Consider the following 24,296-nt stretch of genomic DNA (forward strand, 5'->3'; position numbering starts at 1 on the left):
CTAAATGTTACAACCAAAGCGTACAAAATTCCGTAAGGTACATAAAGGCCGTAATCGTGGCCTCGCGCAAGCAGGTAACAAAGTCAGCTTCGGTACTTTCGGTCTGAAAGCAATTGACCGTGGTCGTATGACTGCACGTCAAATCGAAGCGGCTCGTCGTGCTATGACGCGTCACGTAAAACGTCAGGGTAAAATTTGGATCCGCGTATTCCCTGACAAGCCTATTACACAGAAGCCTCTTGAAGTGCGGATGGGTAAAGGTAAAGGTAACGTGGAATACTGGGTAGCTCAGATTCAGCCAGGTCGTGTCCTGTATGAAATCGACGGTGTATCAGAAGAGCTGGCACGTGAAGCCTTCACTCTTGCTGCACGTAAGCTGCCATTCAAAACCATCTTTGTATCCCGGACGGTGATGTAATGAAAGCGAACGAACTGAAAGATAAAACCGTTGAGCAGCTGCAAGAAGAGTTGTTGGGTTTGCGTCGTGAGCAGTTTAACTATCGCATGCAAGCGGCAACTGGTCAGCTGAATCAAACTCACATGTTGAAGCAAGTGCGTCGTAATATCGCACGTGTGAAAACAATTCTGAATGACAAGGCGGGTGCGTAATGAGTCAAGAGAAGCGTATACGTACTCTGCAAGGTCGTGTGACCAGTGACAAGATGGATAAATCTATCACTGTTGCGGTTGAGCGTCGGGTTAAACACCCTGTGTACGGTAAGTACATTACCCGTACCACAAAACTGCACGCACATGACGAAGAAAATCAGTGCAAGATGGGCGATACCGTGATTATTCGCGAAACGCGTCCACTGTCTAAGACCAAGTCTTGGGCTCTGGTTGAAATTGTAGAGCGCGCAGAAGTCATTTAATTACTGACTGACAGACAAACGGCTCCCATTACGGGAGCCGTTTTTTTTTGCGATTTTTTTTGTCCGTAAATTAGCGAAATTCTGAATATTTTCTATACTTCGTTGAAATATTAATAAAAAAGAGGACAGCATGGAGCAAAAACAAGATCAAGCTCGACTGAATCCCGCAGTATTCTACCCGGCAGCAGGGTTAATTGTTGTTATCCTGCTTTTTGCCGCTATCTTGCCCGAAGTCGCTGATAGCTGGTTCCAGACCTTACAAGGCGCAATTATTACCAATGCCAGCTGGTTCTACGTGCTGGCCGTGGCGCTGATTTTGCTGGTCGTGGTTTATCTGGGCTTTTCACGATTCGGTAGCATCAAACTTGGGCCTGACCATTCGGTCCCCGATTATTCAAAGCTGACCTGGTTTTCGATGCTGTTTTCGGCGGGTATGGGTATTGGCCTGATGTTTTTCGGTGTGGCCGAACCCGTAATGCATTACCTGGATCCACCAGTAGCCGAAACCGGCACCGTCGAAGCCGCCCGGGCGGCAATGAACCTGACGTTCTTCCACTGGGGTCTGCATGCCTGGGCTATCTATGCCATTGTTGCTTTAATCCTGGCCTTTTTTGCCTATCGTCACGGGTTGCCGCTGACCATGCGCTCCGCGTTATTCCCTATTATCGGTAACCGGATTTATGGCCCGATTGGCCATGCGGTCGATATTTTTGCGGTCATAGGTACTGTATTTGGCGTGGCGACCTCCCTCGGGTACGGTGTCACCCAAATTAATGCAGGTATTAACTATCTGTTCGACGTACCCATTACCACGACGGTTCAGGTGATGCTAATTGTCGGGGTAACCCTGTTGGCTATCATCTCAGTCACGACTGGTCTGGATAAAGGCATCCGCCGTTTATCCGAGCTCAATATGGGCCTGGCGGTATTGCTATTGCTCTTTGTGCTGTTACTGGGGCCAACGGTGTTTCTGCTGCAAGCCTTCGTGCAGAATACGGGGTCCTATATTTCGAGTATTGTCGGTAATACCTTCAATCTGTTTGCCTACGAAAAAACCGACTGGATTGGCGGTTGGACGGTATTCTACTGGGGCTGGTGGTTAAGCTGGGCACCTTTTGTCGGGCTATTTATTGCCCGGGTATCACGTGGCCGTACTATCGGCGAATTCGTCGCCGGTGTATTACTTATTCCGGCTGGCTTTACCATGATGTGGATGACTTTCTTTGGTAATACCGCCATCGATCTCATCATGAATCAGGGCGCTGACCGCCTTGCTGAGCTGGTCCAAAGTGATGTATCCGTGGCGCTGTTTGCCTTCCTCGAGGCCTTCCCGTTTAGTTCGGTGCTGTCGATGATTGCTACCCTGATGGTGGTGGTGTTTTTTGTTACCTCATCGGACTCCGGTTCCATGGTAGTCGACATGCTGTGTTCGAATGGTCGCGATGACACGCCAGTCTGGCAACGTATATTCTGGGCCGGTGGTGAGGGCGTAGTCGCTATCGTACTGCTTTTAGCCGGCGGCTTAGGCGCACTGCAGACCATGACGATCGCTGCTGCATTGCCGTTCACTATTGTGCTGCTAGTTGCCACTTACGGGCTGATTAAGGCGTTGCGCATTGATGTACACAAACGCGACACGCTGCAAAACAGTGCCTTGCTGACTACCGGCAGCAGTTCCAAAAACTGGCGGGATCGCTTAAATAATATTGTCGACTTCCCGACCCGTGAGGTAGGCCAGCGGTTCCTCGATAAAGTGGTGTTACCTGCTTATAAGGAAGTCGCCGCAGAGATGCGTGAGAAAGGCCTGACCGTGGAAGTTATCACGGAGACCGAAGGCCAGGTTATCTATCGCGTTATTCATGGCGATGAAATTGACTTCGTCTACAGCGTACAACTGGCAGGGCATATTCGCCCGGCATTTGTTGAAGGCGAAAGCCATGTCGAGAATGTTGCTGAGGAAGAGAAATATTATCGCGCTGAGGTGCACTTACGCGAAGGCGGACAGGACTACGATATTCTGGGCTGGTCACGCGAAGCTGTTATCGGCGACATCATCGACCACTATCATAAGCACATGCATTTTCTGCATATTCTGCGGTAATCGGAGGTGACATGAAGATTCATACTTTAGCTCTTTGCGTGGCAGCCAGTTTAACTGTGCCCGCCATGGCACAGGAATCGTCTGATAAGCCAGTTTCCGCAGCAGAGGTGCATGCGTTGCTGGAGCAGGTTGAGGCATTGCAACAACGGGTGGCGGAACTCGAAGCCCGGGCACTGGCCGCCGAAGAGCGCGATCAGGCGCAGGCAGATCAGCAAATAGTAGTACAAGATAGTGGTGATGGGCCTCCGGCGGAGGTCACTACCCTATCGCGGCGGGAAATCAACAGCGCTGCATTGGCAGCGCGGGTGGATAAGCTCGAACAGGATCTTGAGACCGCAGAAAACGCTCCGATCAATATCGGCGGGGCGGTTCGTACCCAGTACGTCTGGCAAGATTATAATGAAGGCAATAAAGATCGTGGCGGTGATTTTGATTTCGACCTGTTACGGCTGGATTATTCAGGCTCAATCGGTGACGTGATTTTATCTGCGCAATACCGCTGGTTCGAGTATATGGAAGCCGTTCAGCATGCCTGGGTTGGTTATAACTTTAACGAACAGTGGCAGGGCCAGGTAGGGATTACCACAGTGCCATTCGGTACTATGCCGTACAACTCAAACAACTATTTTTTCAGTTCGAATTTCTATATCGGCTTAGAAGACGATCATGATACCGGCCTTAAGATGTTATATCGCACCGACGACTGGGATCTTGATATCGCCTTCTTCAAAAACGATGAGCAGGGTGGTGTAGACGGCGCGGTGCGTAACCGTACTGACCGTTATGCCTATGACCCGCTGGGCGTCCGCTTAGACGGCGAAGGTATTTACGCTGAACCATCACTGGCTGTTGCGGAGTCCAATAGCTGGGCGTTACGTGGCGCCCGCAAGTTTAATCTGGGCGAAGAACAGAGTGCGGAGCTTGGCTTGTCAGGCCAGTGGGGCAGTATGCACGATGGCCAGGATGACGTTGGTGACCGCACGGCATGGGCCGCCCATGGCGTCTACAATATCGACCGCTGGACCTTTATGGGCCAGGTGGCGCAGTATGATTATGATATGGATATGGCCAATGACGGAATCGTCGTGGGCGCCTATGCCTACTACGATACCATCCCTTCAGAAGCCACTATGTATACCGCTAATGTGGCCTACAGCATGCCGGTACAAATTGGGCCGGTCAGTAACCTGACATTCTACAATGACTTCAGCCTGATGACCGATAAGCGCGGTTACGATGAAGACACCATGATGAATGTCTTGGGCATGGCGGTTACCGCCGGTGGTCTGTATACCTATTTTGATCTGGTCACCGCGCGCAATCAGCCGTTCATTGGCGGGTCTATGGTTGGTGAGTCGGAAGAAACCAATACCCGGTTCAATATTAATATTGGCTATTACTTCTGATCGGGCTACTTGTCGGTTGTGACTGAAACAAGTACAGTGACCTCATTCAAACACCTGTTTAAGTTGAGGTCACTGTGACAAGCCCTTATCCACACTTACTTGAACCTTTGGATCTTGGTTTTACGCGGCTTAAAAACCGGGTACTGATGGGATCCATGCATACCGGCCTTGAAGAAGAGCGGCACGGCTTTGAAAAGCTGGCTGCTTTTTATGAGGAGCGTGCCAAAGGCGGAGTGGGGCTTATTGTTACCGGTGGCATCAGCCCGAACTTTCGGGGTCGCCTGAGCCCTTTTGGCAGTGAACTAAGCAAGTTCTGGCATGTGAACAAGCACCGGCAGGTAACCGAAGCCGTGCACCGGCATGATAGTAAAATTTGTTTGCAGATTCTGCATGCCGGTCGTTACGGCTATCATCCGTTCTCCCTCGCACCAAGCAAAATAAAATCACCCATCACGCCATTTACTCCGAGTGAGATGAGTGAACGGCAGATTAAAAAAACCATCAAGCATTTTGCCCGCGCCGCCCGCCTGGCCAAAAAAGCTGGCTATGATGGTGTTGAGGTGATGGGATCCGAAGGCTATCTGATTAATCAGTTCGTTTGTCCACGCACCAATAAGCGCACCGATCGGTGGGGTGGTTCTTTTGAAAACCGTGCTCGGCTACCGCTGGAAATTATCAAAGCTATTCGCGCCGAGGTTGGCGACGAATTTATCCTTATTTACCGATTGTCGATGCTGGATCTGGTTCCGGAAGGCAATCAGTACGACGAGGTTATTGCCTTAGGTAAGGCCGCTGAGGCCGCTGGCGTTACTATTATTAACAGCGGCATTGGCTGGCATGAAGCGCGGGTACCCACCATAGTTACCTCAGTGCCACGAGCGGCGTTTAGCTGGATCACAGCGCGGGTTCGCAAAGAGCTGTCGATTCCCATCGTTGCGGTGAACCGCATTAATACCCCGGAAGTCGCTGAGAAAATTCTCGCTGGCGGCGAAGCCGATATGGTCTCTATGGCTCGTCCACTGCTGGCAGATCCGGATTTCGTCAACAAGTCGGCAAACGACCAGGCTGATCGTATTAATACCTGCATCGCCTGTAACCAGGCCTGTCTGGATCACGTCTTCGAAAATAAACGGGCGAGTTGTCTGGTTAATCCGCGCGCTTGTTACGAAACTGAACTGGTCGTCAGCCCTGTGGCTGAGTCGCGCAAGCTGGCGGTGGTCGGCGCTGGTCCGGCGGGGCTGGCATTTTCCTGTATCGCTGCCGAACGTGGGCATGAGGTCCATCTGTTTGAGGGTAGCAGTGAAATCGGTGGGCAGTTCAATTACGCCAAGCAGATACCCGGCAAGGAAGAGTTTTACGAAACCATTCGCTATTTTGATAAACGTTTGCAGGATACCGGGGTTCACTTGCATCTGAACAGCCGGCAGAGCGCCGCCAGTTTGCAGCAGGCGGGCTTTGATGAAGTAGTGCTGGCAACTGGCGTATTGCCGCGCCAGGTTAAGTTGCCGGGCATTGAGTCAGACAAAGTACTTGGCTACATTGATGTGCTGCGGGATCACAAAAAAGTCGGTAAAAAAGTCGCCCTCATTGGCGCCGGCGGTATTGGCTTTGACGTGGCCGAATACCTGACCACTGAAATGTCGCCGACATTAGTACCTGAAGACTGGCATGAAATATGGGGTGTAGATAAAGACTATGAGCATAGGGGTGCGCTGAAGCCGCAAGTTCCTGAGCATTCGGCTCGTGAAGTTTATTTATTACAGCGTAAAGCCAGTAAAATCGGTGCCGGCCTGGGTAAAACCTCGGGCTGGGTGCATCGCGCTACATTGAAGAAGAAAGGCGTCAACATGATCCCGGCAGTGACCTATCAACGCATTACAGATGAGGGGCTTGAAGTGCTCGTCGATGATAAAGAATTGCTGCTGGAAGTGGATACTATAGTGACCTGTGCTGGCCAGCTACCCCAGCGGGAACTGGTCGAAGAGCTCAAACAAGCAGGGGTTACTGTTCATCTGATCGGTGGGGCGGATGTTGCCGCTGAACTGGATGCAAAACGCGCCATTCGCCAGGGTGTTGAACTAGGAACGAGGATTTAATTAACGGTGTCTGAAGTTTACGATCTGCATTGTCACAGTAATTTTTCTGACGGCGCGCTCAGCCCAACCGACTTGGTGCTGCGCGCTGCAGAAAAAGGTGTGACCCATCTGGCTATCACGGATCATGACACTATTGCCGGGTTACCCGAGGCGCGCCATGCCATCACAGAACATAAGTTACCGTTGCGGTTAATTAATGGCGTGGAGCTGACCTGTCGCTGGCAGCAGCACGAGATTCATGTCGTGGGTCTGAACATGGACACCAGTCATCCGGCTATTATTGATCTGCTGGCTGAGCAACAGCAGCGGCGGCGCGACCGTTATGCTGCTATGGTCGCTAAGCTGCAACGGGCGGGCATTGAAGTACAGCCACCACTGGCGCAGGAACTCACCATGCCAACCCGCAAGCATCTCGCCGATGCGCTGGTGGAGCAGGGCTGGGTTTCGTCCTTTGAAACGGCTTTTCGCCGTTACTTAGGTAAAGGCCAGCAAGCTTATATCGCCGCTGAGTGGTGTGAGCTGGAAACTGCTGCCAGCGTATTGCAGCAGGCAGGAGGTGTGGCCGTACTGGCTCACCCGCATGCCTATCAGCTCAGCAACAAATGGCTGCGCAGGTTACTGCAGGCCGGTAAATCCCTTGGTCTTGACGGTGTCGAGGTAGCGATTGGCCAGCAACCGCCGGGGCAACGGGAAGCGCTGGCGACCTTTGCCTGTGAGATTGGCTTAAAAGCTTCTGTGGGCTCTGATTTCCATGCCCCTAAGCCATGGCGTGAATTGGGCAAAAACCTTTGTCTGCCTGCCGCCTGTGTGCCAATATGGAGCGATTGGTAAGCCATTAAGGAAAGGGTAGAACAAAGACTATGAGTCAGTATTTCAAAATCCACCCCGAAAATCCGCAAACCCGACTGGTACAGCAGGCCACGCAGATCATTCTCAGTGGCGGCGTAGTTGTGTATCCGACCGACTCGGGCTATGCCATTGGTTGCCGTATCGGCGACAAAAGTGCGATGGAGCGTATTTGCCGGATCCGGGAAATTGACAAAGAACACCATTTCACCCTGATGTGTCGCGATCTGTCCGAACTGTCGGTGTATGCACGGGTAGATAACCAGGCATTCCGGCTGCTGAAAAATAATACCCCGGGCCGGTACACCTTCATTCTTAAAGGCACAAAAGAAGTGCCCAAACGGCTGCTGAACGATAAACGCAAAACCATCGGCATCCGCGTTTCGGATGACCCTATTACCATGGCCCTGCTGGCTTCTCTCGGTGAGCCGTTAATGTCGACCAGTCTGGTTTTAAGTGGTAATGATTTTGCCGAATCCGATCCCGATGACATTCGCGATCAGCTCGAGCGTCAGGTCGACGTCATCATTGATGGCGGCCACCGCGGGGAAGCTCCGACAACTGTGGTTGATATGGCCGATGACGAAGTGCGGATTACCCGTGAAGGTTCCGGCGATGTATCACCTTTTACCAGCGGCTGATCAGCGATGAGCGCACCGGTGTCCGGTCCCAATCCACAGCAGCAGTCGCTGCCACTGGGCTTTGTGCGCGGCGAACCCTTACTGGATAAGCCGGAAGATCTCTATATTCCGCCTGATGCGCTCGAGCTTATTCTCGATAGCTTCTCGGGGCCTATGGATCTGTTGCTGTACCTTATCCGCCGGCAAAAGCTGGACATCATCGACTTGCCGATATTGCCTATCACCCGGCAATATATGGAATATGTGGACATGATGAAAAATCTTAAGCTGGAGCTGGCAGCTGACTACCTGGTGATGGCCGCCATGCTGGCAGAGATTAAAAGCCGGATGCTGCTGCCGCGGCCGCCAGCTGAACAGGACGAAGAGCTGGATCCCCGGGCTGAGCTGGTCCGCCGCTTGCAGGAATATGAAGCCATCCGTGAGGGTGCGCAATATCTTGATGAACTGCCGCAGACCGGCCGCGACAATTTTGTTGCCCATAGTGCTACCGACGCCCGCCAATATGTGGAGCAGACGCTACCGGATATTACCCTCGCTGAACTCGCGCTGGCTTTTAGCCAGGCTCTGGCGCAGGCGGAACTGCAGCATCACCACCAGGTTCATCGCGAGAAGCTATCTACCCGCGCCCGCATGAGCCGGATTATGGATATGTTGCAGCAACGCCAGCGACTGCGGTTCGCCGAGCTGTTTGATGTCAGTGAAGGCAAGCAGGGCGTCGTGGTAAGTTTTCTGGCAGTCCTTGAACTGGTGAAAGAAGCACTTATAGATATTGTACAGGTGGATGCCTTCAGTGAAATCCATGTTACGAACCGGGATCCTGTTTATGCAGAACCAACAGCTTAAGCAAATTGTCGAGGCGATCTTGTTTGTCGCTGAGCAGCCGCTCAGTGAGACGCAGTTACTTGAGCACCTGCAAGACCAGAAAGTCAGCCGCAAACAGCTCAGTGCTATTCTTGATGAAATCGCCGCTGATTATCAGGAACGCGGCGTGCAATTGCAGCAAGTGGCCAGTGGTTACAGATTTCAGACGCGGCCTGAATTGGGTGGTATAATAAGCAGGCTGTGGCAGGAAAAACCGCCCCGTTATTCACAAGCATTATTAGAGACACTCGCCCTGATCGCCTACCGGCAACCTATCACCCGCGGTGATATTGAAGAAATCCGTGGCGTCAGTGTGAGTTCGCAGATGATGAAAACCTTGCTGGAGCGTAATTGGGTGAAAGTGGTTGGCCACCGTGAAGTACCGGGCCGACCGCAGTTGTATGCCACCACAGCCGAGTTCCTGGACTATTTTAGTTTACAGGATTTATCCGAGTTACCTGCTATTCCGGCGCCTGCTGAAAAGGCGAAGGATACAGGGCAAACCACTCAAACAACCGCTGAGACAGCGACAGCTACAGAGTAAAAATGCCCCATGAGTGAAAAATTACAGAAAATATTGGCCCGTTCGGGACATGGTTCACGCCGTGAACTGGAGGCAAAAATTGCCGCCGGCCGGGTAAGCGTTGATGGTCAGGTCGCGACCTTAGGTGAGCGTATCGAGGCCGATGCCAAGGTTCGTATTGATGGCCACGAAGTATCCATTAAACCAGTTGAAGATGTTGTTTGCCGGGTGCTGATGTACCACAAGCCTGAAGGTGAGCTATGTACCCGCCGTGATCCCGAAGGGCGTCCGACTGTTTATGATCGGCTACCGCGGATGCAGGGCGCGCGCTGGGTTGCGGTCGGCCGGCTTGACGTGAATACCTCCGGGCTGCTGCTGTTTACTACCGATGGTGAACTGGCCAACCGACTGATGCATCCTGGTCACCAGATTGAGCGGGAATACGCAGTGCGTGTATTTGGCGATGTCACTGATGAGATGCTGCGTAAGCTGAAAAAAGGCGTGCAGCTGGAAGACGGTCCGGCCGCTTTTAAGGAAATCAAACGCGGTGGCGGGGAAGGCATTAATCAGTGGTTCCATGTTGTTCTTACTGAAGGCCGCAACCGCGAAGTCCGGCGGTTATGGGAGTCGCAGGGGGTGCAGGTCAGTCGCCTGATGCGCGTCCGTTATGGCTCGATTCCGCTGGAGCAGGGCCTGCCGCAAAGTGGCTGGGGTGAGCTGCCGCTTGATAAGGTTAATTATCTGCGCGAGCTGGTGGGCTTGCCACCGGAAGAACGCAGCTTTATTGATCCGCTGCGTGCTGAATCGCGGCAGAAGCGTTATTCGCGGGCCCGCCGCAATCAGGCCCAACGGCTGCAACCGACCCCGGCTGGTCGTGCTGAAGCCGCTGCGGCGCCGAAAAAGCCTGCCGCAGTGAGTCGCAAACCAGCTGGCAAACCGACCGGGAAGCCGGCCGGTAAGTCAGGTCGTAAGCCGACCAATAAACCCGGCTCACGGGCCGGAACAGGTCGTGGTAGCCGCAAACCACGCAGCTAATGCTACTTGCTGACTGGCAACTGAAGGGCCCCTTGCTGGCGCTCTGGCCTGCTCGCGCCGATGTGTGGCGTGAGCAGGGTGTTCCCGCCCAACGGCAGTTGCTCGAACTCTTACTGACTGTTCAGCCATTCCATCCTGTGGTACTTGGTGTGACCCCGCGCGAACTTACCCGTGCCAGGGCGTCGGTGCCAGCCGCTGTGCCTTTATTTCCGATAAGCTACAACGATGCCTGGCCGCGGGATATCGGGCCACTCTGGTGCCAGCCCGCTTTTCAGCAGAGCCCGGTTGCACAGGGCTTCGGTTTTAACGCCTGGGGCGGCCTGTATCAGGATCATCAGCATGATCGGCAGTTTGCCCGCGGGCTGGCACGTCAGCTGGGTATCGGCTATCAGGCTGATAAGCTGGTACTGGAAGGCGGCGCAGTCAGCCATGACGGGCAGGGTACGCTTATTGTCCATAGCCGGAGCGTGATGCGGAATAATCCGGGGCTCCGGAAAACTCAGATTGAGCATAAGTTAAAGCAATTACTTGGGGTTCAGCAGATCCACTGGCTCAACTGGGCTCACCCTGATGATGAAACTGGTGGTCATGTTGATAATCAGATGCTGTTCGCAGACGAAGACAGCCTGGTCTGTGCCTGCCCGCCGAAAGAATCGGCTTTCTATGATGCCTACCTGAAGGAAACTGACGCGGTACGGCAACTACGTAATAGCCGTGGTCAGTGCTACCGTATTATTGAACTGCCCCAGCCCGAACCGCTGTGGCTGCCGGCTGAACGCTTTATTACGGTAAGACGACAGGCCGGTGTGCGGCGGCGCGGTGACCAGGCCATCTTACCCAGCTACGTCAATTTTATTCGTCTGCCCCGGGCGATTCTTGTGCCCCAGTTTGGTCTCGATACCGACAGCGAAGCGCTGGCGACGATGCGCCAGGCTTTTCCGCAATTGCAGGTTAGCGGCGTTGCCGCCAGTGAGTTCATAATGGCCGGCGGCGGGCCGCACTGTATGACTCTGAACTTGCCGCAATCACCGCTGCTGCCAGCGTCAGCTTAATTGATGACGAAGACCACTTCGACCTGAGCCCGCACATCCTGTTGCCCCGGTAATGACACCTTGTCGCTTTGCATCCGCGAACTGGCCATTTCAAGACTCATGGCTGGCGCGCCGGATTGCTCGCGAATGTGCTGAACCCCGGTTAGCGACAGATCACCTTCTGCGGCCATAGCAGCGGCCTTGGCGCGGGCATCGGCGAGGGCACCGTTGAGCGCCTGTTGATAGAGCTCACGGGCATTACTGATTTCGTAAGTGGGCGAGCCTACGTTAGTGATACCTTGCTGCAGCGCGAAATTAACGATGCCGTCGTAGTGTTGAGGAGTATGTAACGTCAGCTTAATTTGCCGCTGCACACTATATTCAGTCAGGTGGCGTTCACCATCGTCGTCGTAGTGATAATAAGGATGTACCTGCAAATCGTAGGAGCTAATATCTTCGGCTTCGATGCCTTGCTCAGCCAGATAATCCAGCACCCGCGCGGTGGTGATGTCGACCTGGGTTTTTAGTTCAGCTACGGTGGCACCGCGCTCAGTCACCCAGAAATTGAGTTTCATGACATCAGGCACAGCACTGACCTCACTGCTGCCGCTCACCGTAATAGTACGTTCAGGAGTACTGACAGGGCTACAGCCAGCTACTGCGATCAAAGCTGCTGTTATGATAAATCCAGAGAGCATACGCATAGGAATATCCTTAGTTTTTTGTTGTTAATGTTTTGCTTATCGCAGGGTATTTCTCTTAGAGTATAGAATACGCCTTTAATTCAGCCGTTACCGAAAAGAAGTCAGGAGCAGCCATGAGTGACAATGATGAACAGGTACAGGCGAACGAAGTTATGCTGCGACTGTTGGGGCGCCGTGAGCATAGCGTGCGTGAGCTTGAGCAAAAGCTCAGCCAGCGCGGTTTCGCTGCCAGTATCATCCGGGTGGTCATAAACGAAGCCATTGCGCGCGGCTGGCAGAGTGACGAACGCTATGCTGAATTATGGACCCGGCATTGCCTGCAACGGGGCGATGGTATTAATAAAATTAAAGCCAGCGCTAACGCGAAAGGTATCAGCTCCGAACTGCTGGAACAGGCACTGGCCGCTGAAGAGCCGGATTGGGCTGAACTATGCTTTGAGCGGCTCTGCAAAAAGTTTGGTTCTGAGCCACCCGCAACCCCTAAAGATCGCGATCGGCGCATTCGCCATCTGCTGCAACGTGGCTTTACTTATCCTGATATAAAACAGGCGCTGGAACGTCAATCTGACGCTGTTGCAGACTAGTCGGCAAGGTGCTTTCATGGTACGCTTTCGCGCTATTAATTTGCCGTTCGTTTAACCGTTTTCTTGTAGGAAGTTGTTCATGAATATGACCAGTGCCGATATCCGTGAAGCATTTTTAGCGTTCTTTGCCGAGCGTGGCCATCAGCGTGTCGCGTCGGGATCGCTGATTCCGGGTAACGACCCGACCCTGCTATTTACTAACGCGGGCATGGTACCCTTCAAAGACGTATTTCTGGGCGACGAGCAACGTGACTACAATCGTGCTACTTCTTCGCAGCGCTGTCTGCGCGCCGGTGGTAAGCACAACGATCTGGAAAATGTCGGTTACACCGCACGTCACCATACGTTTTTTGAAATGCTGGGTAATTTCAGCTTTGGCGATTACTTCAAGCGCGAAGCTATTCAGTATGCCTGGGAATTTCTGACTGAAGTATTGCAGCTGCCAAAAGACAAGCTCTGGGTAACAGTTTTCACCGAAGATGACGAGGCCTACGATATCTGGGCTAAAGAGATCGGTGTGCCTGAGAGTCGCATCTCCCGGATTGGCGCTAAAGACAATTTCTGGGCAATGGGTGATACCGGCCCTTGTGGTCCCTGTTCGGAGATATTCTTTGATCACGGCGAGGAAGTGTGGGGCGGACCACCCGGCACACCTGAAGAAGACGGCGATCGCTACATAGAAATCTGGAACCTGGTATTTATGCAATATAACCGTCAGGCAGACGGTGAACTGCGGCCGTTACCAAAGCCTTCCGTTGATACCGGCATGGGGCTTGAGCGGATCGCCGCGGTTATGCAGAAAGTGCACAGCAATTATGAAATCGATTTATTTAAAGCGCTGATTGAAGCGGCGGCTAAAGTCATCGGCACCGACGACTGGGAAAACAAATCGCTGCGGGTAATAGCGGATCATATTCGCTCGTGCAGCTTCCTGATTGCCGACGGCGTGCAACCTTCGAATGAAGGTCGCGGTTATGTACTGCGGCGGATCATTCGCCGTGCGGTCCGTCACGGCAACCTGCTGGGTGCCACCGATGTATTCTTTTATAAGCTGGTGCCTGAGTTGGTAAAACAGATGGGCGCCGCGTATCCGGAACTCAAAGAAAAAGAAAAAGTGATCGCACAGGCGCTGTTACGCGAAGAAGAGCAGTTCAGCAAAACCCTGGATCGTGGTCTGGCGATCCTACAGGACGCTTTAGCAGGGCTGAGCGGTAATGTACTGCCCGGTGACCTGGTATTTAAGCTTTATGATACCTATGGCTTCCCGGTCGATTTAACCGCTGATATTGCTCGTGAGCAGGGTCTGACAGTAGATGAAGCAGGCTTTGCCGCCGCCATGGAACAACAGCGGCAACGCGCTCAGCAGGCGTCCCAGTTCGGGGTTGACTATAACGAACGTCTTAAGTCCAGCCAGCGCAGCGAATTTACCGGTTATCAGCTGCTTGGCGATCAGAGTGAAGTAGCAGAACTCTTTAGTGAAGGCGAGCCAGTTAATGAACTGGCGGCAGGGCAACCAGGTATTGTGGTGTTGTCGCGTACGCCTTTTTACGCGGAAAGTGGTGGGCAGGTCGGTGACACCGGCAAACTGCTTGTCGGCGCTGGACAATTTACCGTCGAAGATACCCAGTACATCGGCAAAGCCATTGCTCATCATGGCCGGGGTGATGTGACACTCAGGGTTGGTGATCAGGTTACTGCGCAAGTCGATGCCGGGCGTCGTGAAGCGATTAAACGTAACCACTCGGCTACGCATTTGCTGCATGCGGCGCTGCGTAATTTGTTAGGTGATCATGTAACCCAGAAAGGCTCACTGGTGAGCCCTGAGCGGCTGCGTTTTGACTTTTCGCATTATGAAGCGGTCAGCGCCGGGCAGCTCGATATGCTGGAGCGCCAGGTGAACGAAGAAATTGCCAGCAACCACGAACTGGCAACCGAGCTGATGCCAATCGAAGCCGCCAAACAAGCGGGCGCTATGGCGCTGTTTGGTGAGAAGTATGATGATCAGGTGCGGGTGGTGCAAATGGGCAACTACTCAATGGAACTCTGTGGCGGCACCCATGTGAAACAAACCGGTGATATCGGTTTATTCCGGATTGTCAGCGAAGCCGGTATCGCCTCGGGTGTACGTCGTATTGATGCCGTTACCGGTAGCGGCGCCATCCGCTTCACGCAGCAGCAGACACAGCAGCTGCGCCAGGCTGCTGGCCTGCTGAAGGCCGATCCGACGCATCTGGCTGAACGCCTGCAGCAACAGCTGGACCGGAGCAAAGCACTGGAGCGTACCATCACTGAATTAAACCAGAAGCTGGCAGCCCAGGCTGGCGGTGACCTGGTGAAGTCTGCAAAAAAGATTGGCGGACATAAAGTGATCCTCGCGCAACTGGAAAACGTAGAATCTAAAGCACTGCGCACTATGGTTGATGATCTCAAAAACCAGTTAGGTAGTGGGGTGGTGGTGCTGGCGGTTGCGGCCGAAGGAAAAGTCAGCTTAATTGCCGGTGTGACCAAAGATCTGACGAATCAGATTAAGGCCGGCGACCTGATTAACCTGGCGGCGGCTGAAGTCGGTGGTAAAGGCGGTGGACGGCCTGATATGGCTATGGCTGGCGGATCAATGCCAGAACATATTCCACAGGCGCTGGCGGCCGCTCAGAAGCATATTGAAAGTTCGCTTGATAGCTGATAAATCGGCTGTTTTGGCCATTTAAGAGTGAAGCTGTGGTAGACAGACCAGGCGGACTCGAATAATCTGGCTATGGTGTGCGTTGCGCTCTTGTGTGTAATGGCTGAACAGACTACCATAACAATAGTGATAACTATTAAAACAAGAGCTGGTTGTGTAGTTAGGCCGTGTGATAGCGGCTGTTGCGGCTGCGCTGAACTAGAATAGGGAAGGAGCAGGACAATGTTGATCTTAACCCGCAGAGTGGGTGAGACCTTAATGATAGGCGATGAGGTCACAGTGACGGTACTGGGTGTCAAAGGCAACCAGGTACGCATTGGTGTAAACGCGCCTAAAGATGTATCAGTGCATCGGGAAGAAATCTATATGCGTATTCAGGCCGAGCATCAGGAAGGTTCCGCTGACTCGCAGGATGACGAAGATAGCTCTGATCAGAAATAAATCCCACCCGACAAGCTGATCTTAATGAATCGGCCGCTGCACGGATTTCTTATAGAAATAGACCTTTGTGTGGGAATTTTAAGCGAGATGTTTAAAAATCCCACAAACGCACGTTGAAATCAAAAAAATCGTTTGACATTATTGGCGGTGCCGCTATCATTCATCGCCACAAGTAAGTGGAGAGGTGGCCGAGTGGCTGAAGGCGCTCCCCTGCTAAGGGAGTATAGGGTTTATAGCCCTATCGAGGGTTCGAATCCCTCCCTCTCCGCCATTTACTGTCGATACGCACTCGTAGCTCAACTGGATAGAGTACCTGGCTACGAACCAGGCGGTTGGAGGTTCGAGTCCTCCCGAGTGCGCCATTATCGATTAGCTAATACAATATGTCTTCTACGCACTCGTAGCTCAACTGGATAGAGTACCTGGCTACGAACCAGGCGGTTGGAGGTTCGAGTCCTCCCGAGTGCGCCATCTTTTTTGACCATTCCCCCGATGAATACCTGCTATAAACCGACGCGTTCGAACACCGCCGGTGATTGTGTTATTCTGGCTTTCAGCTAAGATTGTTAACAAAACTAACACAATGCGGCGATTTCAATGAACGAACTACTCTCAGAAGCGCTAACAATTATGCTCATCGGTATGGTGACTGTATTTGCCTTTTTGACTTTGCTCATTGGCGCTATGGCGATATTGCGCTGGTTTACCGCTGGTGCAGACCAGCTGCCCGCGAGTACGTCGGCCAGGACCGCGGCCCAGCCGCAGGAGCAGCTTATGGCTGCGGTGGCCGCAGCAGTACATAAATATCGTCGTGACCGGCGCTAACCCACTGCACAGAGGAGCTTACGGATGGCGAAGAACCCATTAAAAATCACTGAACTGGTACTGCGCGATGCGCATCAGTCGTTGCTAGCAACACGCATGCGGCTCGACGATATGTTGCCGATTGCGGCGCAGCTTGATGAAATCGGGTACTGGTCGATGGAATCCTGGGGTGGAGCGACTTTTGACTCCTGTATTCGTTATCTCGGCGAAGATCCCTGGGAGCGCATCCGCGAAATTAAAAAGGCCATGCCGAAGACGCCACAGCAAATGCTATTGCGCGGCCAGAACCTGCTGGGTTACCGGCACTATGCCGATGATGTCGTTACCCGCTTTGTCGAGCGCGCCCGCGAAAACGGCGTCGACGTATTTCGTATTTTTGACGCCATGAATGATGTCCGTAACCTGCGCACCGCGATTAAAGCTGCCAAGGCGGTAGACGGCCATGCACAGGGCACCATGTCGTACACAGTCAGCCCGGTTCACACGCTGGAAAAATGGGTGGCAATGGCTGAAGAACTGGCTGATTTAGGTTGCGATTCAATCTGCATCAAAGATATGGCCGGTTTATTACGTCCGCAGACTGCCTACGAACTCATCACAGCGCTCAAACAGGCCGTTGACGTACCTATCGCCATGCAATGTCATGCGACCACCGGCTTAAGCACTGCAACCTATCAGAAGGCCATTGACGCCGGCATTGATATGCTCGATACCGCGATTTCATCAATGAGCATGACTTACGGGCATTCGGCGACTGAAACCCTGGTGGCGATGACCGAAGATACCGATCGGGATACCGGACTGGATTTAGCGCGGCTGGAAGAAATCGCCAGTTATTTTCGTGAAGTCAGAAAAAAATACGCCCGCTTCGAAGGCTCGCTCAAAGGTGTTGATGCCCGCATTCTGCTGGCGCAGGTGCCGGGCGGCATGCTTACGAATATGGAAAATCAGCTGCGCGAACAAGGCGCCGCCGACAAGTTTGACGAAGTGCTGGCTGAGATCCCCAAAGTACGGGAAGATTTAGGCTTTATCCCATTAGTAACGCCCACCTCCCAGATCGTTGGCACCCAGGCGGTAATGAACGTACTTAGCGGCGAGCGGTATAAGTCGATATCGAAAGAAACTAAAGGCGTGCTGCGGGGCGAATACGGCGCCACAGCGGCACCGGTCAATAAAGAGCTGCAACAGCAAGTGCTGGAGGGTAAAGAACCTATTACCGTGCGCCCGGCTGATTTGATTGATGATGAACTGGATGATTTGACCCGCGAACTGAAGCAACAGGCAAAAGAAGAAGGTATCCGGTTAGCCAAGAACGAAATTGACGATGTGCTTACCTATGCCTTGTTTCCACAGATTGGTCTGAAGTTTCTTAAAAACCGCGACGACCCATCAGCATTTGAGCCGGTCCCTACGGCAGATGAAGATAAGCCGTCAGCAGCGGATAAGCCAGCTGCACAACCCGCTGCCGCCGATGAACCGGCCAGCTATCAGGTTAAAGTGGAAGGGAAAGTATTCCATGTAGAGGTCGGCCCGGCTGGCAATATCACCTCAACCACAGACACCACAGCTTCACAGGCTCAGGGAACGGCTAAGGGCGATCAGACCACCATTAAGGCGCCGCTTGCGGGCAACGTGTTTAAGATCCTGGTTAAGCCTGGTCAACAGGTTGCTGCCGGCGAAGTCGTGATCATCCTCGAAGCCATGAAAATGGAAACCGATATTAAGGCCGATAAGGATGGCACAGTAAAAGAGTTACTGGTTCGTGACGGTGACAGTGTCAATGTTGGTGATGCCTTGTTGATGATGGAGTAGACGCCGATGGAACGGTGGATGATGTTATGGAACAGCACCGCGCTCTCAGCATTTACCTGGGGGCAGGCTGGCATGATGCTGGTTGGCGCACTGCTGCTTTATCTGGCGATCAGTAAAAAGTTTGAGCCGCTGTTATTGTTACCGATCGGATTTGGCGCCATTCTCGCCAACATCCCCCTGGCTGGCTTAAACGAGCCCGGCGGCCTGCTGTATTACATTTATCTGGTCGGTATTGAAACCGGCATTTTCCCGCTCTTGATATTTATGGGTGTGGGAGCGCTTACTGACTTTGGTCCCTTGCTTGCTAACCCGCGTACCCTGTTGCTTGGCGCTGCCGCGCAGTTTGGTATCTTTGCGACCCTGCTGGGTGCTATTGCACTGAACTCGCTGCCCGGCTTTAACTTTACCCTGGCAGATGCCTCCGCCATCGCCATCATTGGCGGCGCGGATGGCCCGACCGCCATTTTCCTGGCCTCGCGGCTGGCGCCGGAATTGCTTGGTGCTATTGCTGTGGCAGCCTATTCCTATATGGCGCTGGTACCTATTATTCAGCCTCCTATTATGAAACTGCTGACGACCAAGGAAGAGCGGGCGGTAAAAATGGAACAGTTACGGCCGGTAGGCCGGCGTGAAAAAATTCTGTTTCCACTGGCGGTGCTCTTTTTAACCCTGCTGGTACTACCCACGGCGACGCCGCTGATCGGTATGTTCTGTCTGGGTAATCTGATGCGTGAAGCCGGTGTGGTTGATCGTCTGAGCAAGACTGCACAGAACGAGCTGATTAATATCGTAACTATCTTTCTGGGGCTGGCAGTGGGCGCCAAATTATCCGCCGCTGAATTTCTGTCGGTGCAGACTCTGGGCATTCTGGCTCTTGGCGCAGTTGCGTTTTCGGTAGGTACCGCATCGGGTGTGCTCATGGCAAAAGTGATGGCGCGGTTTAGCAGCAAACCTATTAACCCGTTAATTGGCGCGGCCGGTGTTTCCGCAGTGCCCATGGCGGCTCGCGTCGTTAACAAGGTTGGGCTGGAGGCTAATCCGAATAACTTCCTGCTCATGCATGCTATGGGGCCCAATGTGGCCGGTGTGCTCGGCTCAGCAGTCGCTGCCGGTTTGCTATTGGCGCTGGTGGGCTAAGCGAAGGTTTTCAGGAACGTCCGGTTAGCCACAGCAGCAGCGTGTAAACTACGGCAATAAAGGCGCTGATAATAGCTATATAGATGAATCCGCGCAGCCCCTGGCGCAAAGAGTGTCCGTTTATTTGCAGGTACACTATCCATAATATCGACAATACCAGGGGAATTAAAAATAAAAAGCGCGTCATGATGATGAGTTCCTGTTTTGTTGCTGGCGCTGATGCCAGAGTGCCAGATCCGATGCCGCCTGGCGGGCCTGTTCCAGTAAGGGGTCGAGCCGGGTGATATGATCAGCCAGTAAATCGACCTGTCCCTCTTTCATATATTGCTCTAAGGTACTTGCCGTTGCCTGCAGACGCGTCAGGCCAAGATTGGCCGCCGCGCCTTTTAGCGAGTGAAAGAAGCGCCGTGCCTGATCATGCTGACCCTTAGCCAGAAAGTCGACCACCCGCAGCGGTGCTTCCTGATAATCCTGATGTAAACGCTCTACCAGTGACACGTATAAAGTGACGTTATGCTGCAAGCGATTCATCGCGCCGGTAAAATCAATATCCCGGTGATGCGGGTAGTTAATGGCGCCGGCCACAGGGGCAGGTTGTGGTTCGAGCGTGGTGGTGCCGGCATTGTTTTGATAATCGCCCCGCAGACACCATTTTTCAGCAGCCTGATACAGCAGCTGTTCGTCAATCGGTTTACTTAAATGATCCTGCATCCCAGCGGCCAGGGAGCTTTCCACATCTTCCGGGCTGGTATTGGCGCTCATGGCGATTATAGGTAACTGCCGGTATGAGTAACGCGAACGAATGCGCTGGGCTGCCGTCAGCCCGTCCATTACCGGCATCTGTATATCCATGAACACCAGCGCGTAGTCCCGTTCAGCTACCCGGGCGAGCGCTTCTTCACCATGTTTGGCCACATCAACCTGCAAGCCTGCCTGTTCAAGCATTTCCCGGGCAATATGCTGGTTGATATCGTTATCTTCAACCAGCAAAACCGGCGCACCGTGCAGTTCACAGGGCAAGCTGAGTGGATCGCGATGCTGTTCCTGCGCGGTTATGGCCAGCGCAGAGCAAAGGACCCTGATTATCGCCGAACTGGTGTAAGGCTTAACGATGTGATCGGCGACTCCGAGCTGATGTGCAGCAGTGATCAGTTCGCTGGCATGAAAGCTGGTAGCAAGAATCAGCCGCGGTGCATTGTCGTAGTCCTGCATTTCGCGGCAGAAATCCAGGCCACTGATTCCGGGCAGTTGCCAGTCAACGAAACAGACATCAAAGTCCTGTTGCCGGACTAATTCCAGTCCCTCTTCGGCAGTGCGACAGGTACGGATATCCACCTGGTAGCTGCGTAGTAATTCGGTGAGCATTTCGCGGGTGGTCAGATTGTCTTCAATCGCCAGTACCCGCTTCCCAGCCAGCCGCGGCAGGAGCATGTTCTGGGCGCTGGTATCCTGGTCCTGCTGTAACGGCAGTTTCAACTCGAGAAAAAAGGTTGAGCCCTGACCCAGACTGCTGATCACGCCCAGGCCATGCTGATTCATCAACTTAACGATACGCTGGCTGATTGCCAGACCCAGGCCGGTACCGCCAAATTTGCGGGTGGTGGAACTGTCAGCCTGTGAAAACGCCTGAAACAGGCGGGCGCGCTGCTCTTCATCCATACCTATACCGGTATCAGTGACCGATAACCGCAGGTAAACCTCGTCAGTGTCTAAATCGAGTAAGGTCGCGGAGACGACGATTTCGCCGTGCTCGGTAAACTTAATGGCGTTGCTGACCAGGTTGACCAGTACCTGGTTGATGCGCAGCGGATCGCCAATCAAGCGGGTGGGGATATTGCCCGGTAAACTGATAATAAATTCCAGGTCTTTGTCATGCGCCCGGTAGGCAAACATATCTGCCAGGTTAGCGAGCACTTCCTCAAGATCAAAAGGAATAGCTTCAATGGTTAGCTTATCGGCTTCAAGTTTTGAAAAATCCAGCAGGTCATTAATGATGCCAAGTAGCATCCGTGACGAACTTTCAATAGACTTTAAATACCCGCGCTGCTTTTCGTTCAGGTCGGTTTTCAGCGACAGTTGGGTCATGCCCAGAATGGCATTTATGGGGGTACGGATTTCGTGGCTCATATTGGCCAGGAACTCACTTTTAGCCTGATTGGCCTGCTCAGCACTGCGGATTGCCCGTTGCATCTCTTCCAGCTGCGCCAGTTCGGCCGCAGAAGGGACGGCCGATGCGGATGGTTTCTGTGGTTTGCTGATTCGGCTGCGGAGCCAGTGCCAAACGGAGCTAACGGACATAGTCGGATGTTTTACCTCATAAAGTGTCCCGGCTATCATGCCACGCACAGTGGCTAACGCCAAGTAACGAAATTGCCTGTTTTTGCCATTGCTGGCATGGACTAGCGGGTTATTTACCAGTAAGCTTTCGGCATAAGTTACCGAGTTGCGTTATAAGGCAGGATATCCTTTTGCAGTTACCATTTTCCAGTTCGTTGCAGCTTCTCGCTGAGCCCGCGCACCGCGAGGCGTTAACGCAAATCAGTCGTGGTATTGAACGCGAGTGTCTGCGCATCACCCCGCAAGGCAAACTGGCCGCCACTGAGCACCCGCCGGCCTTAGGCGCTGCGCTGACGCATCCCTATATAACGACCGACTATGCCGAAATGCTGATGGAGTTTATCACGCCGGTAGCCCAGAGCATCGACGTGACGCTGCAACAACTTGAAGATATTCATAAGTATACTTACCGGCATTTAGGCGAAGACTTGTTGTGGCCACTGAGCATGCCCTGTTTTGTTGGCGACGTCGCCGATATCCATATTGCCCGTTATGGCAGCTCGCATAGTGGCCAGATGAAAACGCTATACCGCAAAGGCCTGACCCAGCGCTATGGCGGTGGCATGCAGATCATTGCCGGCGTGCATTATAATTTTTCGGTACCGCAGGCGATCTGGGAGCAACTGGCAGCCGCGGAAAATGTGACGCCCGACGCGCATTATATTTCGCGCCGCTATTTTGATCTGATTCGTAACTATAAGCGCATTTGCTGGGTTATTCCTTACCTGTTCGGTGCGTCGCCGGCGGTATGTAAATCTTTTCTCAAACATGCCGAAGGCGATATTGAATTTAAGGAGCATGGCAAGGGCACGCTCTACCGGCCCTACAGCACCTCGCTGCGGATGAGCGATTTGGGCTACACCAACCGCGAACAGGCGGATTTGCGGATCACCTATAACTCGGTGGAAGAATATATCCATGGCCTGCGTCGCGCTATTACCACGCCATCAAAGGAATTTGGCCGGCTGGGTATAAAAGTCGGCGGAGAGTATCAGCAGTTGAACGACAATATTCTGCAAATTGAGAATGAATTCTACTCGCCAATCAGACCAAAACGGGTGGCGCGCGCAGGTGAAACCCCGACTCAGGCGCTGGAGCGCGGTGGTGTTGAATACATTGAAGTCCGCGCCCTTGATGTGAACCCTTTCAGTTCCATAGGTATCACCGCTGAACAAATCCGCCTGCTGGACCTGCTACTGATGTACTGCCTGCTACAACCCAGTCCGCGGCTTAATCTTGAGCAGCAGCATGAGGCGGATCGCAATTTCAACCGGGTGGTACTGGATGGCCGTAATCCACAGCTGACATTACTGACCGAAGGGTATGAGCGGCCACTGGCAGACTGGCTGGAAGAACTCTTCGCTGACTTTCAGCCAATCGCTGCCGCATTTGATGCAGCTCATAACAGCAACGATTATCAGCAAACTGTCGCGAATCATTACCGTGCGGTCCTGAATCCGGAGCTGACTTTCTCGGGGCAGTTTATGCGCATTCTGCGGGAAGAAAATATTGATAACGGTGAATTTGGTATGCAGCTTGCCGCTCAATATCGCGACGCGATGCAGCAGCCACTGCGTTACTTTAGTGATGCCGAATTTAGTGAGTGGACTGAGCTGTCATTGAAGCAGCAACAGGATCGTGAGCAACAAGATGCCGGCAGCTCATTTGATGATTTTCTTACCGAATATTTTCGCCGCGCCGCCTGCGCCAGTCCGGAGTGCCTCTGATGGGCCGGCGGGTATTACATCGGACAATGCGTACCACGCTGCTTGTTAGTGCGGTAGCCCTGGCTGGTTGTAGTACCGCGCCGCCACAAAAGCCGGATGACCTGTGCGAAGTGTTTTTTGAAAAACGTGACTGGTATGACGCCGCCAACCGCATGAGCGAAAAATACGGTGTCCCGATTCAGGTTCCCATGGCGATGATGTATCAGGAAAGTTCATTCAAACACGATGCTAAACCGCCCCGCGACTATATCTTATGGGTAATTCCCTGGGGTAGGGTAAGCAGTGCTTATGGTTATTCCCAGGCAAAAACACCAACCTGGACTGATTATCAGCGTGAAACCGGCAATAACTGGGCATCCCGGGATAATTTCGATGACGCCATCGATTTTATGGGCTGGTTTGTGACTAAAAGCGCAAAAGTAAACGGGGTATCGAAGTGGGATGCTTATGCCCAGTACCTTAATTACCATGAAGGCTGGGGCGGCTACCGGCGGCAGACTTACGTGAAGAAGCCCTGGTTAGTGAAAGTCGCTCGCCGGGTTAAAGAGCGCGCCGGTATTTATGGCACGCAGTTACGCAGCTGTGAGGAAGAATTGCAGCGGGGCTGGCTGTGGCGGCTATTTTTCGACTGATA

General features: G+C 53.0%; 23 protein-coding genes and 3 tRNA genes. 23 read left to right on the forward strand and 3 right to left on the reverse strand.

Annotated elements, in window-relative coordinates; all coding sequences use genetic code 11:
* The first annotated feature begins 4 nt into the window (after positions 1-4).
* The 12 genes from rplP (at position 5) to IDSA_RS10565 (ending at position 11,433) form a co-directional block, all read left to right on the forward strand.
* On the forward strand, positions 5-418 hold the full coding sequence (rplP, locus tag IDSA_RS10510; RefSeq protein WP_034776709.1) for a 50S ribosomal protein L16: 414 nt from the start codon (positions 5-7) through the stop codon (positions 416-418).
* Positions 418-609 carry a 50S ribosomal protein L29 gene (gene rpmC, locus IDSA_RS10515; RefSeq protein WP_034776711.1) on the forward strand — a complete coding sequence of 64 codons (192 nt, stop codon included), beginning with the start codon at positions 418-420 and terminating at the stop codon, positions 607-609. Before rplP ends, rpmC begins: the two co-directional genes overlap by 1 nt.
* Positions 609-872 (forward strand): 30S ribosomal protein S17, encoded by a 264-nt coding sequence (rpsQ, locus tag IDSA_RS10520; RefSeq protein WP_034776713.1) that lies wholly within the window; start codon positions 609-611, stop codon positions 870-872. Before rpmC ends, rpsQ begins: the two co-directional genes overlap by 1 nt.
* A 130-nt stretch (positions 873-1,002) precedes the next feature.
* Positions 1,003-2,973, forward strand: a complete 1,971-nt coding sequence (locus IDSA_RS10525; protein ID WP_034776715.1) for a BCCT family transporter — start codon at positions 1,003-1,005, stop codon at positions 2,971-2,973.
* A gap of 11 nt (positions 2,974-2,984) precedes the next feature.
* Complete coding sequence (locus IDSA_RS10530; protein ID WP_051986235.1) at positions 2,985-4,379, forward strand: porin family protein; 1,395 nt, start codon at positions 2,985-2,987, stop codon at positions 4,377-4,379.
* Between the two features lie 74 nt (positions 4,380-4,453).
* Complete coding sequence (locus IDSA_RS10535) at positions 4,454-6,475, forward strand: NADPH-dependent 2,4-dienoyl-CoA reductase (protein WP_034776717.1); 2,022 nt, start codon at positions 4,454-4,456, stop codon at positions 6,473-6,475.
* A gap of 6 nt (positions 6,476-6,481) precedes the next feature.
* Complete coding sequence (locus IDSA_RS10540; RefSeq protein WP_034776719.1) at positions 6,482-7,306, forward strand: PHP domain-containing protein; 825 nt, start codon at positions 6,482-6,484, stop codon at positions 7,304-7,306.
* 29 nt (positions 7,307-7,335) lie between these two features.
* Positions 7,336-7,962, forward strand: a complete 627-nt coding sequence (locus tag IDSA_RS10545) for an L-threonylcarbamoyladenylate synthase (protein ID WP_034776721.1) — start codon at positions 7,336-7,338, stop codon at positions 7,960-7,962.
* 6 nt (positions 7,963-7,968) lie between these two features.
* A complete protein-coding gene (locus tag IDSA_RS10550; RefSeq protein WP_034776723.1) occupies positions 7,969-8,805 on the forward strand; it encodes a segregation and condensation protein A in 837 nt (278 codons plus the stop codon).
* Positions 8,786-9,367, forward strand: coding sequence for an SMC-Scp complex subunit ScpB (scpB, locus tag IDSA_RS10555; RefSeq protein ID WP_034776725.1), 582 nt, complete (start codon positions 8,786-8,788; stop codon positions 9,365-9,367). The genes IDSA_RS10550 and scpB overlap by 20 nt, the downstream gene beginning before the upstream one ends.
* A 9-nt stretch (positions 9,368-9,376) precedes the next feature.
* A complete protein-coding gene (gene rluB / locus IDSA_RS10560; RefSeq protein WP_034776727.1) occupies positions 9,377-10,381 on the forward strand; it encodes a 23S rRNA pseudouridine(2605) synthase RluB in 1,005 nt (334 codons plus the stop codon).
* The gene (locus IDSA_RS10565; protein ID WP_034776729.1) at positions 10,381-11,433 is read left to right on the forward strand and encodes an agmatine deiminase family protein; all 1,053 of its coding nucleotides are present in this window, start codon (positions 10,381-10,383) and stop codon (positions 11,431-11,433) included. Before rluB ends, IDSA_RS10565 begins: the two co-directional genes overlap by 1 nt.
* On the opposite strand, the gene IDSA_RS10570 is transcribed toward IDSA_RS10565, so the two are convergent.
* Positions 11,430-12,116: an SIMPL domain-containing protein gene (locus IDSA_RS10570; RefSeq protein WP_034776731.1), complete on the reverse strand. Its 687-nt coding sequence runs from the start codon at positions 12,114-12,116 to the stop codon at positions 11,430-11,432. The genes IDSA_RS10565 and IDSA_RS10570 overlap by 4 nt on opposite strands.
* A gap of 113 nt (positions 12,117-12,229) precedes the next feature.
* Here IDSA_RS10570 and IDSA_RS10575 point away from each other — a divergent pair, with 113 nt between their 5' ends.
* The 9 genes from IDSA_RS10575 to IDSA_RS10615 all read left to right on the forward strand — a co-directional run bounded on the left by IDSA_RS10575 (position 12,230) and on the right by IDSA_RS10615 (position 19,598).
* Positions 12,230-12,700: a regulatory protein RecX gene (locus tag IDSA_RS10575; protein WP_034776733.1), complete on the forward strand. Its 471-nt coding sequence runs from the start codon at positions 12,230-12,232 to the stop codon at positions 12,698-12,700.
* 79 nt (positions 12,701-12,779) lie between these two features.
* A complete protein-coding gene (alaS, locus tag IDSA_RS10580) occupies positions 12,780-15,383 on the forward strand; it encodes an alanine--tRNA ligase (protein ID WP_034776735.1) in 2,604 nt (867 codons plus the stop codon).
* 222 nt (positions 15,384-15,605) lie between these two features.
* Positions 15,606-15,824, forward strand: coding sequence for a carbon storage regulator CsrA (csrA, locus tag IDSA_RS10585; protein ID WP_034776737.1), 219 nt, complete (start codon positions 15,606-15,608; stop codon positions 15,822-15,824).
* Positions 15,825-16,002: 178 nt separating this feature from the next.
* A tRNA-Ser gene (locus tag IDSA_RS10590) sits at positions 16,003-16,095 on the forward strand.
* Between the two features lie 14 nt (positions 16,096-16,109).
* Positions 16,110-16,186, forward strand: a tRNA-Arg gene (locus IDSA_RS10595).
* A gap of 32 nt (positions 16,187-16,218) precedes the next feature.
* Positions 16,219-16,295: transfer RNA gene (locus IDSA_RS10600), tRNA-Arg, on the forward strand.
* Between the two features lie 126 nt (positions 16,296-16,421).
* A complete protein-coding gene (locus IDSA_RS10605; RefSeq protein WP_034776739.1) occupies positions 16,422-16,649 on the forward strand; it encodes an OadG family protein in 228 nt (75 codons plus the stop codon).
* A gap of 24 nt (positions 16,650-16,673) precedes the next feature.
* The gene (gene oadA / locus IDSA_RS10610; RefSeq protein ID WP_034776741.1) at positions 16,674-18,461 is read left to right on the forward strand and encodes a sodium-extruding oxaloacetate decarboxylase subunit alpha; all 1,788 of its coding nucleotides are present in this window, start codon (positions 16,674-16,676) and stop codon (positions 18,459-18,461) included.
* Positions 18,462-18,467: 6 nt separating this feature from the next.
* Positions 18,468-19,598 carry a sodium ion-translocating decarboxylase subunit beta gene (locus IDSA_RS10615; protein WP_034776743.1) on the forward strand — a complete coding sequence of 377 codons (1,131 nt, stop codon included), beginning with the start codon at positions 18,468-18,470 and terminating at the stop codon, positions 19,596-19,598.
* 10 nt (positions 19,599-19,608) lie between these two features.
* Here IDSA_RS10615 and IDSA_RS12125 read toward each other — a convergent pair whose 3' ends face one another.
* Positions 19,609-19,785, reverse strand: coding sequence for a hypothetical protein (locus IDSA_RS12125; RefSeq protein WP_034776746.1), 177 nt, complete (start codon positions 19,783-19,785; stop codon positions 19,609-19,611).
* Positions 19,782-21,896, reverse strand: coding sequence for a response regulator (locus tag IDSA_RS10625; RefSeq protein ID WP_051986236.1), 2,115 nt, complete (start codon positions 21,894-21,896; stop codon positions 19,782-19,784). The genes IDSA_RS12125 and IDSA_RS10625 overlap by 4 nt, the downstream gene beginning before the upstream one ends.
* A 170-nt stretch (positions 21,897-22,066) precedes the next feature.
* Here IDSA_RS10625 and gshA point away from each other — a divergent pair, with 170 nt between their 5' ends.
* Positions 22,067-23,662, forward strand: a complete 1,596-nt coding sequence (gene gshA, locus IDSA_RS10630; protein ID WP_051986237.1) for a glutamate--cysteine ligase — start codon at positions 22,067-22,069, stop codon at positions 23,660-23,662.
* Between the two features lie 26 nt (positions 23,663-23,688).
* On the forward strand, positions 23,689-24,294 hold the full coding sequence (locus IDSA_RS10635; protein ID WP_232221298.1) for a transglycosylase SLT domain-containing protein: 606 nt from the start codon (positions 23,689-23,691) through the stop codon (positions 24,292-24,294).
* Positions 24,295-24,296 lie beyond the last annotated feature (2 nt).

Origin of the sequence: Pseudidiomarina salinarum, from assembly GCF_000753715.1 — a bacterium.
GTDB classification, from domain to species: domain Bacteria; phylum Pseudomonadota; class Gammaproteobacteria; order Enterobacterales; family Alteromonadaceae; genus Pseudidiomarina; species Pseudidiomarina salinarum.

Coding starts and splice junctions, on each gene's coding strand:
- scpB (WP_034776725.1), top strand. CDS start 8,786: ATGCAGAACCAACAGCTTAAGCAAATTGTCGAGGCGATCTTGTTTGTC.
- IDSA_RS10615 (WP_034776743.1), top strand. CDS start 18,468: ATGGAACGGTGGATGATGTTATGGAACAGCACCGCGCTCTCAGCATTT.
- IDSA_RS10570 (WP_034776731.1), bottom strand. CDS start 12,116: ATGCGTATGCTCTCTGGATTTATCATAACAGCAGCTTTGATCGCAGTA.
- IDSA_RS10545 (WP_034776721.1), top strand. CDS start 7,336: ATGAGTCAGTATTTCAAAATCCACCCCGAAAATCCGCAAACCCGACTG.
- rluB (WP_034776727.1), top strand. CDS start 9,377: ATGAGTGAAAAATTACAGAAAATATTGGCCCGTTCGGGACATGGTTCA.
- rpmC (WP_034776711.1), top strand. CDS start 418: ATGAAAGCGAACGAACTGAAAGATAAAACCGTTGAGCAGCTGCAAGAA.
- csrA (WP_034776737.1), top strand. CDS start 15,606: ATGTTGATCTTAACCCGCAGAGTGGGTGAGACCTTAATGATAGGCGAT.
- IDSA_RS10575 (WP_034776733.1), top strand. CDS start 12,230: ATGAGTGACAATGATGAACAGGTACAGGCGAACGAAGTTATGCTGCGA.
- IDSA_RS10525 (WP_034776715.1), top strand. CDS start 1,003: ATGGAGCAAAAACAAGATCAAGCTCGACTGAATCCCGCAGTATTCTAC.
- IDSA_RS10635 (WP_232221298.1), top strand. CDS start 23,689: ATGCGTACCACGCTGCTTGTTAGTGCGGTAGCCCTGGCTGGTTGTAGT.
- IDSA_RS10565 (WP_034776729.1), top strand. CDS start 10,381: ATGCTACTTGCTGACTGGCAACTGAAGGGCCCCTTGCTGGCGCTCTGG.
- alaS (WP_034776735.1), top strand. CDS start 12,780: ATGAATATGACCAGTGCCGATATCCGTGAAGCATTTTTAGCGTTCTTT.
- IDSA_RS10530 (WP_051986235.1), top strand. CDS start 2,985: ATGAAGATTCATACTTTAGCTCTTTGCGTGGCAGCCAGTTTAACTGTG.
- oadA (WP_034776741.1), top strand. CDS start 16,674: ATGGCGAAGAACCCATTAAAAATCACTGAACTGGTACTGCGCGATGCG.
- rpsQ (WP_034776713.1), top strand. CDS start 609: ATGAGTCAAGAGAAGCGTATACGTACTCTGCAAGGTCGTGTGACCAGT.
- IDSA_RS12125 (WP_034776746.1), bottom strand. CDS start 19,785: ATGACGCGCTTTTTATTTTTAATTCCCCTGGTATTGTCGATATTATGG.
- IDSA_RS10605 (WP_034776739.1), top strand. CDS start 16,422: ATGAACGAACTACTCTCAGAAGCGCTAACAATTATGCTCATCGGTATG.
- rplP (WP_034776709.1), top strand. CDS start 5: ATGTTACAACCAAAGCGTACAAAATTCCGTAAGGTACATAAAGGCCGT.
- IDSA_RS10550 (WP_034776723.1), top strand. CDS start 7,969: ATGAGCGCACCGGTGTCCGGTCCCAATCCACAGCAGCAGTCGCTGCCA.
- IDSA_RS10625 (WP_051986236.1), bottom strand. CDS start 21,896: ATGTCCGTTAGCTCCGTTTGGCACTGGCTCCGCAGCCGAATCAGCAAA.